Annotated in this window: 10 protein-coding genes; 8 read left to right on the plus strand and 2 right to left on the minus strand. The window is 54.6% G+C overall.

Annotated elements, in window-relative coordinates; all coding sequences use genetic code 11:
* Nucleotides 1-65: 65 nt before the first annotated feature.
* Both ABEA92_RS18980 and ABEA92_RS18985 read left to right on the plus strand, forming a co-directional pair.
* On the plus strand, nt 66-1166 hold the full coding sequence (locus ABEA92_RS18980; protein WP_345685428.1) for a glycosyltransferase family 4 protein: 1101 nt from the start codon (nt 66-68) through the stop codon (nt 1164-1166).
* Nucleotides 1167-1288: 122 nt separating this feature from the next.
* Nucleotides 1289-3484, plus strand: a complete 2196-nt coding sequence (locus tag ABEA92_RS18985) for an amylo-alpha-1,6-glucosidase (RefSeq protein ID WP_345685429.1) — start codon at nt 1289-1291, stop codon at nt 3482-3484.
* Between the two features lie 417 nt (nt 3485-3901).
* Here ABEA92_RS18985 and ABEA92_RS18990 read toward each other — a convergent pair whose 3' ends face one another.
* A complete protein-coding gene (locus ABEA92_RS18990; RefSeq protein ID WP_345685430.1) occupies nt 3902-5572 on the minus strand; it encodes a sigma 54-interacting transcriptional regulator in 1671 nt (556 codons plus the stop codon).
* A gap of 151 nt (nt 5573-5723) precedes the next feature.
* Here ABEA92_RS18990 and ABEA92_RS18995 point away from each other — a divergent pair, with 151 nt between their 5' ends.
* Nucleotides 5724-8240, plus strand: coding sequence for a PAS domain-containing hybrid sensor histidine kinase/response regulator (locus ABEA92_RS18995; RefSeq protein WP_345685431.1), 2517 nt, complete (start codon nt 5724-5726; stop codon nt 8238-8240).
* Between the two features lie 1025 nt (nt 8241-9265).
* Here ABEA92_RS18995 and ABEA92_RS19000 read toward each other — a convergent pair.
* The gene (locus ABEA92_RS19000) at nt 9266-10420 is read right to left on the minus strand and encodes a hypothetical protein (RefSeq protein ID WP_345685432.1); all 1155 of its coding nucleotides are present in this window, start codon (nt 10418-10420) and stop codon (nt 9266-9268) included.
* Between the two features lie 280 nt (nt 10421-10700).
* Between ABEA92_RS19000 and ABEA92_RS19005 the strand changes: the two genes are divergently transcribed.
* The 5 genes from ABEA92_RS19005 (at nt 10701) to ABEA92_RS19025 (ending at nt 19087) form a co-directional block, all read left to right on the plus strand.
* A complete protein-coding gene (locus ABEA92_RS19005; RefSeq protein ID WP_345685433.1) occupies nt 10701-12704 on the plus strand; it encodes a hypothetical protein in 2004 nt (667 codons plus the stop codon).
* 251 nt (nt 12705-12955) lie between these two features.
* Nucleotides 12956-13606: a TMEM175 family protein gene (locus ABEA92_RS19010; RefSeq protein WP_345685434.1), complete on the plus strand. Its 651-nt coding sequence runs from the start codon at nt 12956-12958 to the stop codon at nt 13604-13606.
* Between the two features lie 213 nt (nt 13607-13819).
* Entirely contained in the window at nt 13820-14497 is a 678-nt protein-coding gene (locus ABEA92_RS19015) for a CDP-alcohol phosphatidyltransferase family protein (RefSeq protein WP_345685435.1), read from the plus strand.
* Nucleotides 14498-14819: 322 nt separating this feature from the next.
* Entirely contained in the window at nt 14820-15170 is a 351-nt protein-coding gene (locus tag ABEA92_RS19020; RefSeq protein ID WP_345685436.1) for a hypothetical protein, read from the plus strand.
* A 755-nt stretch (nt 15171-15925) separates the two neighbouring features.
* Entirely contained in the window at nt 15926-19087 is a 3162-nt protein-coding gene (locus ABEA92_RS19025; RefSeq protein ID WP_345685437.1) for a DUF7824 domain-containing protein, read from the plus strand.
* Nucleotides 19088-19280: the final 193 nt, after the last annotated feature.

The following is a 19280-nucleotide window of genomic DNA, read 5'->3' on the forward strand; positions in this document are numbered from 1 at the left end:
GGTCGCCAATTCACACGGCTGGCTGATTATCGATCTCAAAGGATGTCTATAAAGGAAACCAACTGATGAGAATCGCTCAGGTCGCCCCCTTGATTGAAACCGTACCTCCCAAAACGTACGGCGGTACCGAACGAGTCGTCCACTACTTGACCGAAGAACTCGTCAACCAAGGACATGACGTGACTCTCTTTGCCAGCGGAGACTCACTGACCAACGCGGACCATGTTGCCGTTGTCAACGAGTCGCTACGATGCAGCAGCGTGCCACGCGATCCGATCATTTGGCATCAGCGGCAATTGATGGAAGTGCTACGTATGGCGGATAAATTTGACATCATTCACTTCCACACCGATTTCAGTCACTTTAGCGTAATGCGTTACCTCGACACACCGCATGTGACAACGCTGCATGGGCGACTTGATCTCCCTGACTTTCAAGTCGTGTTTGACGAGTTTCCGGATATGCCTGTGGTCTCGATCAGCGATTCGCAGCGGGCGCCGATCAAAAACGCCAACTGGGTTGGAACCGTTTACAATGGCACGCCTGGCGAAAACTATGACTACCAACCCGCACCGGATCCGAATGAATACTTTGCCTTTCTCGGACGGTTCTCACCAGAAAAAGGCCCTGAACGTGCAATCGAAATCGCCAAACGACTCGGCGTCAAACTAAAGATGGCGGCGAAGATCGACAAAGTGGATGAACCGTATTTCATGGAGCGGATCCAACCCCATCTGGATCATCCATTGATCGAATACATTGGCGAAGTCAACGAGTGTGGAAAAAACAAATTGCTTGGCGGTGCCAAGGCATTGTTGTTTCCCATCGATTGGCCTGAGCCATTTGGGTTGGTGATGACCGAATCGATGGCCTGCGGAACTCCCGTGATCGCGTTTCGCAACGGAAGCGTTGACGAGGTGATGAAGCATGGTGTCAGCGGGTACATTGTCGAAAGTGTGGACGAGGCGGTCGAGGCAGCACGCAACATTGACAAAATCAACCGCCGTGCTTGTCGCATCTACTTCCAAAACCGTTTCTCGGTCGAATCGATGACCAAGGGTTACGTTAGCGTTTACGAACAACTGATCAAACCACAAGAATCGATTCGCATGCCTTCGCGAAACGCGATCGTGAAAACCACCGAGGCCGCGGTGTCAGCTGGCTAGTATTCTGTGTCTCGTTTCTATATCAGTAACTCGTTCCGTGGCGTCCCGCAGACGTCGACATTGCACAACGCCGTGGCTTTACCCTCGACGTCTGCGGTCGCCATCCAACGCCTTACCCTACCATGAGCAATACGCCCCCAGCGAAAGTCCAAACCAACACGACCGATTGGGATGTTCAGGCCAAAAACAACCGCGCGCCTGCCGACAGCCAAGTCCTAAAACAGGGTGATACGTTCGCCATCTTTGACCGACTTGGTGAAATCGGTGGGAGGGGCGAGTCCGAACAAGGCGTGTATCATCTCGGCACCCGGTTTCTATCGAATTGGGAATTGCTGATCAACGACAAGCGCCCTTTGCTGTTGAATTCGACGATGAAAGAAGACAACAGCTCGTTTGTGGTGCAGATGACCACGCCGGAACTGGCGCAAACCGATCACGTGCTTCCCCAAGGTACACTGCACGTCTTCCGCAGCATGCTGCTTGACGGGGGGACGTTCTACGAACACTTATGCCTGAAGAATTACTCACGCAGCCCCATCGAATTGAAAATTGAGTATCGATTCGCTGCGGATTTTCGTGACATATTCGAAGTGAGGGGCGAACACCGATCGCGACGGGGTGAATTGCTTGACGCCGAGGTCAGCCCATCGGCGGTCAAATTGGCTTATTGCGGATTGGATGAACAAAAGCGAGAAGTGCACATTGCGTTCGATGGTGATGTCGAAGCGATCGAACCACGTCGCTGCGTGCTACACATCCAGCTCGGACCCGGCGATGAAACCACGCTACACGCGACCGCAGAGTGCCGGACAGAAAAATCAGGGTATGTAAAAAAGCCAGAGATTCCTGCTCGAAACCATGCCGAAGCGGTCACCGGATGGACTAACCGACTTCGTGAAACCGAGGCCGAACGCGTTGAGATTTTTACGTCAAACGAAGAATTCAACGGGTGGCTCAACCGCAGCAATGCGGACCTCGACATGCTCGTCTCGGACACCATCTATGGTCGCTACCCATATGCCGGAGTCCCCTGGTTCGCAACGCCGTTTGGTCGCGATGGAATCATCACGGCGCTGGAAACGCTTTGGGTGCGTCCAAAGTTGGCTCGTGGCGTATTGAGTTTTCTAGCCGCGACGCAAGCCACCGACGTCGACCCTAGCATCGAATCCGAGCCAGGAAAGATCGTCCATGAGATGCGTGATGGAGAGATGGCCGCACTAGGCGAGGTTCCCTTTAAACGCTACTACGGAACGGTCGATGCTACGCCTCTGTTTGTCATCTTGGCGGGACAATACTACCGTCGTACCGGGGATCGCGAATTCATCGACTTTATCTGGAACAACATCCGACGGGCGGTGAATTGGATTGACGAATACGGCGACGTTGATGGCGATGGATTCGTCGAATACCAATCGCACAACGAACGTGGTTTGACACACCAATGCTGGAAAGATAGTAACGATTCCATCTTTCACAGCGATGGGCGAGACGCTAAAGGAGCAATCGCGGTCAGCGAAGTGCAAGGCTATGTTTATGAAGCCAAACTGCTAGCGGCTGAATTGGCGGATGTCCTGGGGGACCCTGGCTGGGCCAAAGAGCTTCGCGAACAAGCAGAACGGCTGAAACAGGAATTCAATGCCCGCTTTTGGGTTCCGTCGATCGGCACATTTGCGATCGCACTGGACGGCGACAAACAACCGTGCAAGGTGCGAAACAGTAACGCTGGGCATTTGCTGTTTAGTGGCATTGTCGATCCAAACCATGCCGCATCGGTTGCCGCGACGTTGATCGACGAACGAGCGTTCAATGGTTGGGGAATCCGCACCATCAGCGCGGGCGAAGTCCGATACAACCCCATGTCCTATCACAACGGTTCGATCTGGCCGCATGATACCGCGATGTGCGCCGCAGGCTTGGCTCGTTACGGGTTTCGCGACGAGTGCGCCCGAGTGATCGCGGGACTGTTTGATGCGTCGCTCTTCAATGACCTACATCGGTTACCCGAATTATTCTGCGGTTTCGATCGATTGCCCGGACACGCGCCGACGCTCTATCCGGTCGCCTGTTCGCCGCAAGCCTGGGCAACCGGCGCTGCATTCCTGTTGCTGCAAAGCATCCTCGGATTAACGTTCTCTCCGACCAAACCCCAAGTTCAATTTGAGAACCCACGGTTACCCGACTTTTTGAACTGGGTTCGAATTCAAAACTTGCGAGTCGGCGATGGGGTGATCGATCTTGCCTTCCATCGCCATCCTCGCGACGTCGGCATGAACGTCGAGCGTAAAGAAGGGGACGTGCAGATCGTCGTCATCGGGTAAAGGGGGCAATGCCAGTGACCGGTGATATCCAATCGCGATGGTGCCAATTTGACATCGCGATTGCGACAATAATTCACCACCCAACGTCAAAATGAGTGTTAACGCCGACAGTAGGAATGCGTAAGCGATTTGGCACACTCGTTGCACTGCTGTCTAATATGTAGTCTCCGCCATTTTCAGTGCCCACCGCATACGGTCCCGATGCCGGATTCCATGGAGGTCTTCGAGCATCGGTCATGTCAGATGCATTGGCCGTGGCCGCGTCCGAGGATCATCTGTTACTCACAACGTAGACTCTCTCCCTTCCTCCGCGGCCCGGCCAGTCTGGCGTTTAGCGTTTGCCCTCACGATAAGTCCGTTGTTGGCGGACGACCGAACCAAGTGGTGTCGTACAGTCAACGCTATCTCCACATCGACTTAGATCCCAAGCTCTTTGACACGGCGTTGCATCGTCCGAGTGCTAATTCCTAATTGTTTTGCGGCCGCTTTGCGACAACCGCCACTCTGCTGCAACGCCTGGTGGATTGCTTCGGTTTCAATTTCCGCCAGCGTCATGCCGGGGCGGATCAGTGGCTTGTCGTCCTCTTGATGTTGCAATGCTGCTAGGTCCAACAGTTCCAACGCCGCTTGGCTGCGAAGCAACGCGGGATTGATTCCCAATCGTCGTGCCGCTTCCACCTTGTCACCCCCGGTGCGTTTGAGCACCTCACGAACAAGCTGTTGTTCGACCGCACCGATCACATCGTCGTACAAATGAGTCGAATCAAAATCGAGCTGGCTATCCGCAATACCGGTCACGATGTTAACGGGGGCATTCTCGGCGGGCTCGCCATTCGCTGACGTGGTCACACGGGCGTCGATGCTGTCGACTTCATGCGGCGGATCTGTATCTGTTTGCTGTTCTTCCGCTGCGTGCTTGGCACGTGTAAAGACGAACGAGGGCAAAAAGTCGGGCAACAACGCCGGTCCGGAAGTCTTCAGAATTGCTTGACGAATCGCATTCTGCAACTCACGGATGTTGCCCGGCCATGAATAGTCGCGTAGTACTTGCATCGCGTCACGCGACACCACATGAACGTCCTTATCGAATTCACGGCTCGCATGACGTCGAAAATGCTCTACCAACAAATCAAGGTCGTTACCGCGGTCCCGGAGCGGCGGCAAACGAATCGAGAAACCATTCAGCCGATAGTACAAATCCGCTCGAAATTCGCCGTCGCTGACCATCTGTTCCAAGTTTCGATGCGTCGCTGCGATGACTCGCACGTCGGCTTGGATCGTTTCGTTGCCGCCAACCCGCTCGAACTGCTTTTCTTGCAGCACGCGTAGCAATTTGCTTTGCAATACCGGTGACATATCCCCGATTTCATCCAAGAACAAAGTGCCACCACGGCATTGTTCAAACTTTCCGATTCGTTTGCGGTCCGCTCCGGTGAAGGCCCCTTTTTCGTGGCCAAACAGTTCGCTTTCTAGCAACGCTTCGGGAATCGCGGCACAGTTTACTGCGAGAAACGGTCCCTGCACCCGCTCGCTGTATTGGTACAACGCTCTAGCCACCAACTCCTTCCCAGTGCCGCTTTCACCTCGGATAAGCACGGTTACGTCTTGGCCAGCGACGATCCCAATCGACTTGTAAACCTCCTGCATCGCGGGGCATCGTCCAATGATCGAATGAATATCGCTTGATCGCCAGTCGACATTCATCTCGACGGGCGATTCGGTCAACCTGCGGATTTCAACCGCACGTCCCACCACGCTACGAAGCTCGGTGACATTGATCGGTTTTAGCAAATAGTCCAACGCGCCAAGCTTCATTGCTCGGATCGCAGTGCTGCTCTCTCCACCGGATGTCACAAACACCACGGGCAAGTGCTCGTCGATCTCACGAATCTTTTGCAGGACATCCAATCCGTCCTCATCAGGCAACATTACGTCTAACACAGCGACGTCGACCGACTCTCGCCGAAGTTTTCTCAGTGCATCCCTTGCACAGTCGGCGGTGGCGACATCGTAGTCTTGTTTTTCAAGTGCACGACGAACCAAATTTAGATCAGCCGGTTCATCGTCAACGACAAGGATTCGGGACATGCGATCACTCGGGTTGGCTCGCAGAACGCGAACATACGCTCGATTGGAAAAAGTGAACTTCAATTCGAGTCAAATTGGCAGCATATTTGCTGAAGCAAACATAGTTGCAAGCAGTGTGCCATTTTGTCGTCACCCCCCAAACTTGGTAGCGATGAACAAGAAAGCATTTCAAATCCGGTTGCCTGAATCCGCTTCCCAAGTTCGTTCCGAACCGTCTGATTCGCGCGGCGATGAACAGGCCGCGGCGGATCGCGACGATTTGGAGACATTGTCGTTGGTCGTCAGCCGGGCCAGTAATGCGATTTTGATCATGGACGCGAGCGGCGTGATCCAGTGGACCAATGAGGCATTTAGTAAACTTAGCGGGTACGAGGCAACCGAGGCAGTGGGGTGCCTGTTGGATGAATTGGTTTTCGGTCCTAGCACTGACGCCAACACGCGTCAGCAGATCAATAAGACGCTCGTGGCTGGCGAGGAACTGACGACGGATGTATTGCAGTATCGCAGTGATGGGACCACGTTGTGGGTCGAGTGTAAACTGATCCCGGTCAGCGATGACAGCGGAGAAACCTCTCGTTGGATCGTCATTGAAAGTGACGTGACGAGACGCCGACAAACCGAAGAGGCATTGTTGGCGGCTAAGAAGTCGGCCGAGGCGAATAGTCGCAGCAAAAGCGAGTTCCTGGCCAATATGAGCCACGAAATTCGCACGCCGCTCAATGCCATTCTAGGCATGACCGAACTTGCTCTAACAACCGATTTGTCACGCGAGCAGCGTGATTATATCCAAACGGTAAAAACGTCGGCTGACGCGCTGCTGGATCTACTGAACGATGTGTTGGACATCACTAAAATCGAAGCCGGTAAAATGGAAATCGAAGAAGTCGATTTCAACTTGGCCGAAGTCGTTCGAGAAACGACCAAGGCATTGGCGGTTCGCGCTCATGAGAAAGGCCTGGAGTTGGCCGTCCACATGCCCATGACCATCCCGCATGAATTGCGCGGCGACCCGACTCGTATTCGGCAGGTTCTATTCAACCTGATCGGCAACGCGATTAAGTTTACCTCCGCCGGCGAGATCGTCGTCGATGTGCAAGAGCAGTGGCAGACCGACGACGAAGTCTGTATGCAGTTTTCGGTCTCCGATACGGGGATCGGCATTCCCAAAGAACGGCTGCAAAAGATCTTCGATGCGTTCACCCAGGTTGATTCATCCATGGCTCGCCGCTTCGGCGGTAGTGGATTGGGGTTAACGATAACCTCGAAATTAGTGCGATTGATGAACGGCAAGCTGTGGGTACAAAGCAGCGAAGGCAAAGGCAGCACGTTTCACTTCACGCTGACGTTGAAGCTGGCGGCTTCGGAAGAGCGTTCGTCGGACCGACACCGTGGGCCTGTGACGTCGCGAGATCGAATCTGCGATCTGGCGTCGCAGAACCTGGACGGGAAACGCGTGCTGATCGTCGATGACAACGCCACCAACCGCCGCATCTTAAACGAGATGCTCGGGCACTGGGGACTTAAAACCACGCTTTGTGATGGAGCGGCAGCCGCTTTGAAAGAACTGGAATCTGCGATCCGCGGGGATGCCCCCTTTGACCTCGTCATCTTGGACGCAATGATGCCCGTCGTTGACGGTTTTCAGCTTGCTGAAATGATGCAGCAGCGCCCTGATTTGCAAGCAGGCACGGTGATGATGCTCTCTTCGGCGGACCGCCCCACTTCGACGCACAAGTGCAAACAGCTGGGGATTGAATCGTATCTCGTCAAACCTGTTTCGGCATCCGCATTGCTCGAAGCCATTGTCAACACATTGGCAACCGGCACGGATGAGTCGGCGCAGAATGATTCTGCGAGCGTTGAACGCGGTTCGATGCGTGATTCGCAGTTCTTTCAACCGGTCGAGAAGCCTCTTCGCGTCTTGCTAGTCGATGATCATGAACCCAACCGCAAACTGGTTGAATCGATATTGAAACGCCGCGGCCATGATGTTCGTAGTGAGTGTGATGGTGAAGCCGCCATCTTGGCCTGCCAATCGGAATCGTTCGACGTTGTGTTGATGGACGTACAGATGCCAGGCCGCGATGGATTTTCGGCCACCAAGGCGATTCGAGAAAACGAAGCGAACACGGGGCGGCACTCGCCGATCATCGCACTGACTGCGCACGCGTTGAAAGGGGATCGCGAAAGATGTTTGGCTGCCGGCATGGATTCGTATCTTGCGAAACCAATTCACGCTGCGGATCTAGTGAGCTTAGTCGAACAGATCGGACGCGGAGACGCAAAACCGCGAACTGAGGACGACCAGTCGACTTCATCACGTAGTCCCGATTCATTCAACATCGGTTCGGCGTTAGAGCGGATGGGCGGCGAGCTGGATCTGTTGAAGGAACACATTGGTTACGTGATCAACGATATGCCGCAGTTGATGCAGATGATGGTGGATGCGATAGAGCAATCCGAACCGCGACAACTTGAGATTGCGGCTCACCGAATGAAGAGTTTGGTGAGTAGTTATGATCATACTGAAGCTCGCGAATTGGCTCAGCAGATCGAGCAGGACGCGAAGCACGGCCGAATCGATGATGCACGGGACCGAATCGCGGCGCTGCGTCCACTCGTCGAATCGTTCACGCTTGCGGTCGATGAATACCTTCAAGCCAACTGACCGAAGACAATTTGGCACACCTGGCGACAGAATGCACCTCTGTTTCATCCTGACCGCGGCGTAACCGTTTGCTTCCGGGATGTACCTGTGGCCCCAACTGCGGGTAGTGCATGCGTCACTGTTTTCGTTGAACGTCAATGTTCAGGCCAGGGCATTTTGCTAGCGCATTGGCACGCCGCGTGCTGATTTTGATAATGTGAAAACTTCGCTGCATTATGCAAACGGAGGAAACGAACATGGCTACCACGCTAGATCGGCCTAGTCAGAAAGAGATCAAACGTCCATCTCGGGTTCAACGAGCGCACTCGCCTGGGCGTCCAACAAGCAAAGTCCACGGGCGGAAGGCCCCAAACGTCGACGATCGAAGTCGTCCGAGTCAGCGACGACATCAGCGACGAGGTCGAAGCGCGTCTTCGTCGAAAACGGATCCGCGATTTCAAAGAAGCAGTCACCATGCGGGTCGATACCAACCGAATCGACGATCCAAAACGCGTCTAGGCAGGTTCTTCCATGGATTTTCGCTCGAGAAATTCTTCACCTTCGTTTCGTTTCTCGTGGCGGCCGCGATACTCGTACTCTGTACGTTGGATTTAGCAATTGCCTGGCCATGGAAACACGCGCGGCCTTTTTTTGATTGGACCTATCTCGGAGTCAGCGTCACCATGATCTGGCTCTGCTATGACGTATTCAAAGACCAATCACGCCGCTAAACGTCACCGTCACCCCCTTTCAACCGGTGCCACCCACCTATTTTACCTTCCCAATCGGTGCCAGCCACCTATTTTGATGCCTGGCACCTATTTTGGAAGCCGATTTTGATTTTCGGTTTGCGGCTTGGCTCTCTGAATGAACCACAAAACCTAGGGCTAGGTGAGGCCTGAGACGCCAATCGACTCTCCGAGGCGTCGCGAAATAAGATTACTCCAAGCGGAACCTGCAGAGCGGCGACGCCGAGACCGGGACGCGGCACTAAAGAGGATGCATCAAGATCAAACGGTCGCTCGATGCACTGCGATCTGCTCGCGTTAGATAAAGCAGGCTGAGGCTCTCGATTGGCCGCGGTGCCAATGGTGCCCCGTCCGCTCGGCATCAGCTTGCATCGACTCACGCCGACCAATACAGCTTGATTGACCAAAGTATGCGTTCCAGTGCCATACGATTTCTCGCCACATCGACACGTCGATCCCCAGTGACTCAAGCGTTTTGGCGAGACTCCTGGGAACTTTCACTTTGTCATTGCCGTGTTGGGCAACCCAGCGGAGCAACCGAACATAATCGCTTAGTGACAGACTCAGGAAACCGCGATCGCTGCTTCGAAATCCTTTGGTGTGCGACTGGGGATCGCTCGAGAGCGTGCCGGAGTCGAGCGGCAGCGGAGCAAGCCATCCGTCACGAAGTACCTGACGTCCAGTCGGATTTGCACGCTTGGTTCCCTGTTGTTGACGAACTGACTCGACCGGTGTGTCGCGAGTCGCCTTTGCCGCTGCTTCGGTTGGAATCGGCTTCAAATCGAAGGCGGCCGAATCAATCTGCTTGCCTTTTGCCGCTTCGATGCGGTCATAGGCCGAGGTGTGCGGCGAATGGTCGGGGGCATCCGCCATCGCTGCGCGCACCGGATTCAAGTCGACATACATACTGCACGCAAGCAGACCGGTTTCGTCAACGATTCGCTGCGCCTTGAAACGACCTTCCCAAAAGTGCCCGGTACACTCATCGACCTTGTTGGCACGGCGAGCAATCGGCTCGGACAAGGCTCGCATGAACCAGGAAATGTCGGCTAAGCGTTGCCGGATCGTCTTTAGCCGCTGTTTGTCACGGACGAGAGTTTGGACGTCGTTTTCGGTTGGTTCGGCAAGATGTTCTTCGAGCCGATGGCCGGGGAAAACTTTCAGCCACCGCAGCGCCACTTCGGCATCGGACCACTTGGCCAAGACATCGGGCCGATTGCGGAGAATCACGTGAACGTGACTGCTCATGACGGAATAGGATAGTATGTCAATGGAAAAGACAGATGCTAGCGATTCCATACGCCTACGGATCCATTCTCGACGGCAAGAGTAGTCCTTGCCGGTGACCGCATCGACGCCGGCCAGGAAGGCGCGGCGGACACAGCGCTGGGTCACATGGACGATACAAACTTCATCGGGGCTGAATTGTTCAGCTCGTGGTGGCCGCGGCATCAGGTCACCTCCGCAGGCTTGAGGGATGTGATAGGGCTACCGTGATTAGAGCGGAAATTGAAAACCTGTCAAATTTTCGGTGCCAGGCACCTAAATTTAGGTGCCTGGCACCGATTTGAATGGTGGGTGGCACCGACTGGGAACGCTAGTGTGGTGCGGCGGTTCGGAACTGGCGGCGTATCAGTTACACCAAGGTGTAATTGATGTCTCGATGGAATATCGGATCATGGAAGCAGCCATTAAAGGTTTTCGCTCTCAGATCGCTTGCCGGAGAACTGCAATGAAACGGCTTTTTCGATGTTGTGCAGCCATGTTGATGGTATCCGCATGGTTGGCGTTGTTCTTTGCGGCAGCGAATTCGACTGCGGTGGCCAAGACAATCGAAATGTTGGACGGTCGAGTGGAACTTGGCGGCGTGCCGCTTGACGGGGCCAACGTGGTCCTGTACGCAACCAAAGGTCCTGATCCGGCCCAACGGATCGTCACCGTCACCACCACCCCGGAAGGCTCCTTCAGAATCTTTGATGTGGCTATTCCTGATGATGCAGTGGCTTATCTAGTTGTTCATGATAAGACGAGACCGATTGCGTTGCTTTCGATCCTGGGACAGGCGGTTCCGGATCAAGTGGTTGTCAACGAACTGACAACCGTGGCGTCAGCGTTCACTGCGGCGCGCTTCATCGATGGCGAGTCGATATCAGGTAACCCACTGGGACTTCGGATTGCCGCTGGAAATGCACCAAATCTGGTTGACCCGACAACCGGCAAGTGGGGCGAGGTTTTACTCGATCCAATCAATAGCACCGAGAACACGACACTCGCGCGGCTCAACACCTTGGGTGCGATGATCACTGCCTTTGGGACTATCGCGGACGATGAGTGGCGTAAAGCTTTCCTCAAGGCCGCGACCCCGACGGATGGTTCGACTCCGAAAGACACGCTCGGCGCGTTAGCCGGCATCGCGCGAACCCCGTGGGCAAATCCCAAACCGCTATACGATCTCTTCGACAAAGCGTACCCACGACCTAATGACGGCTCGCGACGCAGTGCTCCGTTCGTGCCCTATCTCGCCTACAGCCCACCCGACTTTGCAATGATGCTGAAATTCGCAGGCGGAGGCATCTACAGCGCCGGGAAAATTTGCTTTGATGCCAAAGGCAATCTATGGAGTGGTCAGAATTGGATGGCGGGGTCCCAATCCGGCGTGATCAGGAACATTGGTGGTGGCACCGTCAAACTGGCTCCCAACGGCACTTCCCTCTCACCACCAATCGTCGGCTTTACTGGAATGGGCGTCGACGGAATCGGCTGGGGCACCGGAGTAACACTCGATAAGGTTTGGGTCACTAGTTTCAACGGTTCAATCGGGGTGATGGACTTCGACGGAAAACCAGTTGCAAGCGAGTCCGATTTCCCGATGGCGGGCAAGACTGGAAACTTGATGGGAGTCGGTGTCGCTGGCAATGGCGATGTTTGGATCGCCGACGGTACGAAGGATCAACTACTGCATTTTCCCGGCGGAAGCGTGAAGGACGGACGCGTCGTCACGGTCGAGGGTCTGAAGTCACCGTTCGGCATCGCGATCGATGCACAGAATCGCGTTTGGGTCAGTAACTCGCAATCCGATACGGTCGTGCGATTCGCTGCCAATAATCCGTCAAAGTCAGAATCCTTTCGGGCCGGAATCGGTGTTCGCGGCGTGAACCTAGACTCAAAAGGCAATTTGTGGGTTGTCAGCAACATGTCGTTGAACTTTCCCCCACCACAGGTTCCGAAGGGAACTTCGATCATGAAGCAGTTTCAAATGGTGCTGGAGTATCTGGCGCCAAAACTCAGCGGCGGCAAGACCACCGGCGTTGCCAACATGATCCGTCCCGACGGGACTCAGCCTGAACCGATGGGCTTCACCGGAGGCGGCGTGGTCAACGTCCCCTGGGGTGTCTCGATCGACGGCAATGACGACGTTTGGATTGGTAACTTTTGGGGCCGCGGCGTGGTGTTGATGGCCGGTGATGAAACCAAGGGGCATCGCGACGGCACGAAAACCGGTGACGCTATCCACGTCTTCCAAAGCGGCAGCATCCAGATGGTTACCGACGTAGCAATCGATCCTGCGGGGAACGCTTGGGTCGCTAACAATTGGAACAACGTGGCCGCAGCAGGCGAAGCCGATCCAGCACGCCAAACATCAACATGGGGCGGTGGTGACGGTATTGTTTGTATCTATGGCGTCGCAGCCCCCGCAAAGACTCCCGTGATGGGACAAGCGCGAGCGGCGAACTAATTGGAATGGTATCGCTAGTTTGAGAGGTACATTGTTTGCGTGATCTTCGTCCCGCACTTCATTCCAAGTTTGCGGGACAACGGCATCCAGATGGGCAACATCGCCGTTCCAACTAACGCGTCGAACAACGGTTCATCACGCAACCCTCAAGACGAGTTCGAGCGGCATGACTGGGATCGCCCCACGCGGTCCTACATACAACTCAATTTTTCGTATCGATTGTGGCAGTCTAATGAAATCGCGCGGCCAACATGTCCACCACTGCTCGTAGCAACCGCGGCAGCGGCTTCAAACTCGATCGCTTAGCCGGATTCAGCGATGGTGTCATCGCTATCGCAATCACCCTCCTTGTCCTTGGTTTGGAAGTTCCTTCGTCGCACAAGGTGAACACAAGCGAACTAGGCAATTACCTGCGTGAATCGCTGCATCCGGCCATGGGATATGTCGTTAGCTTTGTGCTGATCGGAACTTTTTGGCTAAGCCACTTTGTGATCTTCCACTATCTAACTCATGCGACGCGCCCGCTGATCGTTTTGAATGGTTTGTTCTTGCTTTGCTTGACGTTCCTACCGTTTCCAACGGGGCTACAAGCTGCGTATCGGCATGACGAATTCGCAATGGTGTTTTACAGTTTCTCGCTATTTATGTGTGGAATAACGTTGCTCGGTATTTGGTTGTATGCGTCCCGGCAACATCGGCTTATCGATCCCAATACGTCGCCAACCGTCGTGCAAAGCATGACGCAGCGACTCCTGATCGCCCCCTCGCTTTGCATTCTGGCGATTGGATGTTCGTTTCTGAGTATCGGACTCAGCAAAATCATTTTGATAGCGATTCCTTGCTTCTATTTCTCGCACCAATTGGCTGATTCCGGTTGGCGAGCATCCGAACCCTCGTCGTGATCGAATTTCCGGAGGCCTAGCACCCAAAATAGGTGCCAGGCACCGAATCAAAGGGTGGGTGGCACCAAATTTGGTGGGTGGCACCGATTGGGGGCTGTGTGGCGTCGGGCAAGAATGCTTGGAGGCCAACGGAGCGGTATCGCAAAATACCGCGCAGTCATTATCTGGATAGAGGCTCCTACTTTAGAAGTCCATCAACTTCAGGAATCGACGATGTCCAAACGTGTTTCACACAGCCTGCTCGATCCGCTGGTCGGTCCGCCATTAGCCTCGCTTTACCCACGATTACCCATTTCACGCCGCTTTCCACCGGAAGGGATCGTGTTGATCGGTCATCTGTCTGCGGTCGCCGGAGCGGTCGGGCTGGCCTATTCCACGACTTATTGGTGGGGAGGGCTATTGGCGACCGCGGGCATCGTTGGCAATCACTTCGCGGACTGTGTTGATGGCCGACATGCTCGCGCAACCGGGCAATGCCGCAATGGTGGTGAATTGCTGGACCACTTCACGGATCCGCTCTCGTTCACCTATTGGTTGGTCGGATTGGCTGTTGCATCCAGCCGACTGGACCTTGGGCTGATCGCTGTGATCGTGCTGATGGCGATGGCGGTACTAACTAACTTGCGAGCGAAGTTGACCGGTGAGTTCTCGCTTGCCGCATTCGGCCCAACCGAGTTCAAGACCTTGCTGGCTCTCTTTGCTCTAGCCCTAGCAACGCTGACCGTGTTGGTACCTGCCGCAACCCAGACGACTTGCCTGGTAGGGTTGGTTGCTTTGACTGGACTCGGGCTGATTCTGCTGCCGGTGCAGTTGATTCAATCGGTTCGCGAAGTCAATCGCTGTGGCAACCAGCCTGATACCAGCGAATGGGAAACAACACGTTCTAGTTAACTGAATGGCTTAATACGTCTAAACCGTAGGCCTCGACAACACATCGTCTGTCGCCCCGTCCTCCCACCCTGGCTCAGCACCCTCGAAGCGTGTTGCGTCTTCGTTTGCGGTGCCCGCTGCAACACTTTTAAAAGCTCAAGTGGCTCTTTGCAGTGCAACATGGAGCACCACGATCCAGTGACCAACCCGTTCTCTGCCACTTCTGCGATCATCGACGTCGCTCGTGTACATCCCAATCTGCACGATCGTCTGTGGCATAGCAATTGCATCGCAGAATACCGATCACTTCCCCACAACCGTTTCCCCAAATACGGAGCAGACGATGAGTAAGACTGACTATTATACCGAAAAAGATTTGAGCACTTGGGAACGCATCAAAAAGGCGTTCGCGAACGATTGGGAGCAAACCAAGGCGGACTTCGGTTCCGATTCGGCTCGAGACATGGACCAGGACGTCGACGATACCCTCAAACAGATGGCGGGCTCGGATGATGCGTTTGAAAACCGCGAGCAAGCTTTCCGATTTGGCTACGTTGCGCAGCATCGTTACGGCTCGGATCACCCAAAGTGGAGCGACGACTTGGACACCCGTCTCCGTAAAGAATACGACGGCGACTACGACGCCGACCGTCGCTATATTCAACATGCGTACGGTTATCGTCCCAAAAGCTAGCCACTTATCCACATGACGAAGCGAAGCGATGGAACAGTAAACTCGTCATTGAGATTCGATTGAACTTGAAACGCCTGCGACGATGCGTTCCGCCGCGGACGTTTCGCAATATTATCATTAGCCGACGCCCCGGGTCACCACACCTGGTCCTTCGGTCTTGCCTCCCAACACGGATGGCGAAGTGGTCACCGTCGATCACCACGATCCGTGTTTCTAGTGCGATGCTAAGACGTGCGTCGTCTCCCTTCCTCTTTCTTCAGCACATAGACTTCCGCCTCGAAATGGTGACGCGGAATAACGCTGCCAGCTCTCGCCAGCGTTAGCTCTTCTCGTACTCGCTAGGCGCGTGGTTCGACGAAGCCCCCGTCGACGTTGTCACCAGCAGGGCTCTGCACTAGGCACTGTCTGAGAACGCATCAGAGGCGGAAACTTGGTAGCGGAATTCGTGAAGAATTTCGATTTCCCAATGGGTTATGCCATGCTGCCGAATGTATTGACGGCTTGTTTGTTTTAGCGAAGGTTCCTGCGGCACGGGGTGTATGATGGACTTCCTAGTCAGTCAATGGTGGATTCGACGGACTAGGAAGTCCATCGTACCACTAAAACAACAAGCCGTTGACAACTTCCGCTACGGTTTTTAGACAGAGCCTAGCACTCCGTCGCGTGACTTGAACAGCATGATCGCGTCCCACTTGGGATCTCGGGAACTGATAAGATGTTCGGGAACTTATCCGATTCCTTCACGAGGGGTGATCATGTTGGAATTCAAAACTCTCCAAACCGCGATTCTTGCGAAAGACGCTGCCGCCGTGGTTCGGACGCTGTCGAGTTGCGACGAGGATGACCGTCACGCTGCGAGAGAACCGCTTGCCGTCTTGCTATTCGCCTTAGGTATCGACTCGCTCTTTGTACGGTTGCTAGAAACCAACGTCACACCAGAAGATCCCCGAATCGCGCAAAAGCGTCAGAACGACGGCATCGTACCGATGTCATCACGAGAGCGCAACTATGATCACGATCTCCATTACATCGCTTGGCTGGCGAGCTATGGTGTCGCTCCGGAATTATCGTTCCGGCGGTTCGTCTGCACCCCCGATTACGAAGCCGAGTCGGCCCAGATCATGGCGGATCGCCGACCGGAATGGGTTGCCACCTGGATCGACCATGTCACCCAATGCGACGAAGACAGCGTTTCCGCCGAAATGACGGCAGCGTTCTGGTGCCGGCTATATCAACACGGTCTGATTCAAACGGTGAAACAAGACTGGATCCAGCACGTCTTTATTCAGCAACTTCCGGATGCGTTTCAAAGTGCTTGCCAGGCAACGCAGACCGTCTTGCGCGACGTCGAAGCAGCAAGGAATGTGATCTACGAGCTTCCCAGATGGCCCTACCAACTCTCGGTAGCCAAGCAGTGGATCCCAATCATCGAGTGGCTGGCGCAGGCAAATCTACTTGATCACAAAGCGATTCTAGCGATGTTTGCAGAAACGCTTCACGAACCACTAAACCAAACCGAGCGAAACGGCTGCGTCATACTATCCAAGGCGATCATCAAGCCCATCGGCAAATCGAACCCTAAAATCATCTCTGAACTTCAAACCAATTGGATAGGCTTACTTGCGGATCCGCAGGCGGCGGTCGCCGGCTTTGCCCTCGAGCAACTTATCACGTTAGAAAAACACGGTTTAGTGGACGCCGAGCGCGCCGTCCCCAAAATTCCCGCCATCTTTCAGCTCAAACCCAAAGGACATGCATTAAAAGCGGTGCAATTATTGAACCGCATTGCCAGCGATAACAGTCATCGCAAACAGGCAATCGAAGGTCTCTGCGAAGCGATCACCCATGCGAACAAAGATGTCCAGTCCGCGGGTTTGGAAGCGATCGCCGAGCGAATCACACCAGCGGACGAATCGGTCATCGAAAAGCTGCAACATTGCGAAGCGATGGTGGCGGCAACGCTCAAACCCAAACTACTGCAGTTGATTGCCACGCGTTCGCTACACTCCGAACCTCCATCGACAAACACGGTGCTTGATAGCCAGCCCCTGGTTGACCTCGACGAATTGCGACAACGAGCAACCCAATTCGCCCCTGCGATCGCGAACCGATTTCAAATCGATGAAGCTCTTCAATCCGCTGCCCACAACCGCTGGGAACCTTGCGCCCCTTGGCAAATGACGGAGCTTTGCATCACCAATATCCGAGCCCCTATTGAACCCATTGATTCCGTTGAAACGTTAATCGAAGCGGTATCCCAGGCAGTCGAGCACTGCGATTGTGGCGACACTCCCGATCGAATTGTCGATGCGATCATCCGCCTGCATGCGGACCGCAATGATCACTTCGACGCGATGACCGATTCGCTGCGTTCCAGGGCCTGCGCCCATATTTTTGACCGTCCAAATCGTGGCTTGGTGGGAGGCATCCTGGGAGACGCCTTCTCGAACTTGATCGCCGCTTGGCTGGGGGTGCCACCCGAGGATGAGGATGACTACATGGTCATCCCCGAGCGTTACCCAATGGGCATATTTCTACGACAACTGGCCGCACGCATTCGCTCGGGAACCACCTATCCGCTACTTTCAACGCCAACGCACCAAGGCGGCTGGATCGCTCCGGCGATATGGGTGGATCGGCTTCGCTACATCGACCTCGAGCAAATTGATTTCATCGAAGACGATTTTACCCGCAGCATGCTGCGAATTGCTCCTAACGGACGTGACGAAGCGTGGCGACTTGCTTCCGATTCCAAAACACCGCTGTCACCAAGATTTCTAAAACTTGCCCAGTTCGTGCTAGACATGAAGACGGCCAACACCGATCTGGCGTTGGATGACACTTGGCCACTGCAAGTTTGGATCGTCGCCATTCGTGCTCGCGATCCTTGGGTAGACTTGGGCGACTATCTTCCCGACGGTGAACGTGCGCAGGTCCCCGACGAAATATGGCAATTGCCGGATGTTTTTCAACCGGCAAACTACCAGTGGTCAGTCGTCTCGGTTAAAGACAAGCGATATCGACGCGGGCTAGTTCCGAGCAGCCCCATGCCCAAGGAACAGCGTAGCGATGCCCCAGATGAGCAAAACTTTTTGTCGCAAATTTTGGGCGACGCGCCGTTGGAAGACAATTTTGAGCAGTTGTTTCAACAGATGACCACCGGACAAAGCCATCCGTTCAATGACGCGGGATTCTATACGGCCAAACTGAATCAACTTCACAGCTATGCCGCTCCAGCCTACATCTATCCCTATTTGGCCACCCACTGGCCCGCGAAGCTGACATGGTACTGGGCAATGGCGAGCCACGCACTGTCGCAACGCGTGAATAGCGGTCCATCGGTCGAAGAGCGGTACGATCACTACTTGTTGCCGCTGCTGGCGACGGACCAAAGCGTCGACCGGATGGCCGCCCGCGCGTTATGGATTGCCACTACCAGCAAGGACGCAAACGCCAAATCGATGGCAATCGAAGTCTGGATCGCTATCATTGCCGAAGATCGTTGTAACGTCGAAACGATGACCGACGCATGGCGTGACATCCTTGTGGGCGACTGGATGAAGATGAATCGCATTGCAGAATGTTTCGCCGAAGTCGCAGCGGTGTCCAATCAGCATGCGCTACTGATTGCATTGCTGATCGAGTCCTTTCTATCCACTCACGACATCGACGGTGACCTACCACGCGACACCGCCAAGCTGCTCGAAATCCTTGACGAGTGCAACGAACGATTGGGTCGAAGCGTCGGCGAGTCGTCAGAAGTGGTGTTAGAGACAATCAAGAGCGGAAAGGCAAAAAGTTTACCAAAGTCATTGCTTGCCCGAAAAGACGTGCCCAACGGACCGTGCCAAGCCGCGATCCTCGCGGCGCTGGACGCGCGAATCTCGCGAGCCGAGCGGCACGGCAAAGGATGCTGAGCGGCAGACAGAAAAGCGTCAGCCCTCAAAGAGCGAGCACAAGACGTTTCAGAATTGAGGTTGGGTTATTATCGTTCTTGCCGGCACACCATCACCCGTAACGTCAGCGAGAAACCGCGCAAGGATCGAGATTCCCTCGCTTATCCATCGGGGTGTGATTGGGAATTTCTCCGCCGCCCTGGGAACAACGAAG

The organism is Novipirellula caenicola (assembly GCF_039545035.1).
GTDB lineage: Bacteria > Planctomycetota > Planctomycetia > Pirellulales > Pirellulaceae > Novipirellula > Novipirellula caenicola.